This window comes from Cyanobacteriota bacterium (genome assembly GCA_025054735.1).
GTDB lineage: Bacteria > Cyanobacteriota > Cyanobacteriia > SKYG9 > SKYG9 > SKYG9.
The window spans coordinates 1-1382 of the sequence record JANWZG010000644.1 but is presented as its reverse complement, the minus strand read 5'-3'; the positions used below and the strand labels follow the sequence as shown (position 1 = coordinate 1382).

2 protein-coding genes are annotated in these 1382 nt (G+C 45.8%); both read left to right on the top strand.

Translation table 11 applies throughout. The features are described 5' to 3' along the window. A partial coding sequence (locus NZ772_19025) for a glycosyltransferase family 61 protein (GenBank protein MCS6815651.1) occupies nucleotides 1-614 on the top strand: 614 nt, incomplete at its 5' end. Between the two features lie 309 nt (nucleotides 615-923). Further along, nucleotides 924-1199 carry a DUF3148 domain-containing protein gene (locus NZ772_19020; GenBank protein MCS6815650.1) on the top strand — a complete coding sequence of 92 codons (276 nt, stop codon included), beginning with the start codon at nucleotides 924-926 and terminating at the stop codon, nucleotides 1197-1199. Nucleotides 1200-1382 lie beyond the last annotated feature (183 nt).

Genomic DNA, 1382 nt, shown 5'->3' with positions numbered 1-1382 from the left:
AACGAGAAACCCTAAGTCTGCTCCAGATTCCTGCCCATAAGCTCATAGCTAATACTGATTATCCCTACATTACTGCTCGGCAACTGCTAGTTCCCCACTTAGCTAGCCGCATTACACCAGATAGTTGCAGATTTTTACGGCAGCAGTTTCTACCCCATGGCATAGCAGCAGCGATCGGCCCCAACCCACCTGCTCGGCTCTACATTACCCGTCGTGCCGCAGCTACCCGCAAAATTATCAATGAGGCCGCTCTCATAGCCTACCTAGAAACATTGGGATTTTGCACCGTTGAGCTAGAATCCATGCCATTTCAAGAGCAAGTAGCTCTCATGAGCCAAGCCACAGCTGTAGTTGCTGTACATGGCAGTGGGTTGACTAACATTGTCTTCTGCAAGCCTGGCACCTGCGTAGTGGAATTATTGTCTCGTAACTATCTAACTCCCTATTACAGTTTCATTAGTAAGCAGGTAGGATTACGCTACTTTTGCCTACTGGGAGAAAATCCAGAGCAGCGCGAACCAGGTGACTATACTGACCTTGGTTACATGTGGGAAGACATCGTTATTGACTTACCTGCCTTAGCAAAGCTATTAACCTTTGCCGAGTTAGCATAAGTTCCTTTTTGGAGTTCTAAGTGAACAAGTTGCCCGATGGCTACCTTGTACAATAAGGCTTGTAAGCTGTTGGTGTCGAGCATGATGGCGGGTAAGTAGCAAGAGAGGACAGATTCTCAACGCTGAGGGGTTTGGCTTACGAGATTGTTCTAAACGTTTTTGTTGAATACCACATTTGATTTCCTGAATTTGTAATCTTCTGTATTTGCTCCTTGTATTGTCATTACAAATCACTGGTAACACCAACCTAGCTCGTAATAACCAGCAGCTAGCATTGTGGAGTTAATTTCAAGGAAATTGGTATTACGTATGTCAGAACCATGCTCAGTTCAGTGGACTGTAGGCGATCGAGTGCGGCTGATCTTTATGCCTACCTATGTGAAAACGGCTGACCCAATGCCCATGTTGCGACCTCCAACTGTCTTGCAGCTTGGGGAAGAGGGTATTGTTCTAGGACAGCGATCGGGCAATTACTGGAGTGTACGCTTTCAGAAGGGAGCATTTTTGCTAGAGGGGCACTATCTAGAACGGGTAACCGATGATCAGTCCGGGTATTTGTCCTTGAGTCCCAGCAATGCTCAGTAACTTAGTACTAGCTACCGTATTGTGGTTGTGTTTTAACTGCGCAATCACCTAGGCAGTGCTCCGGGTGCCTGGTAATAACTATGCTTTAACCGTAAATGCCCACAATCTACGATGAGTAACTACGATGAGTAATTTGCAGTGGATTCTTTGGGAATATTTGTGTAAAGTATTGCAAAGCGTCTT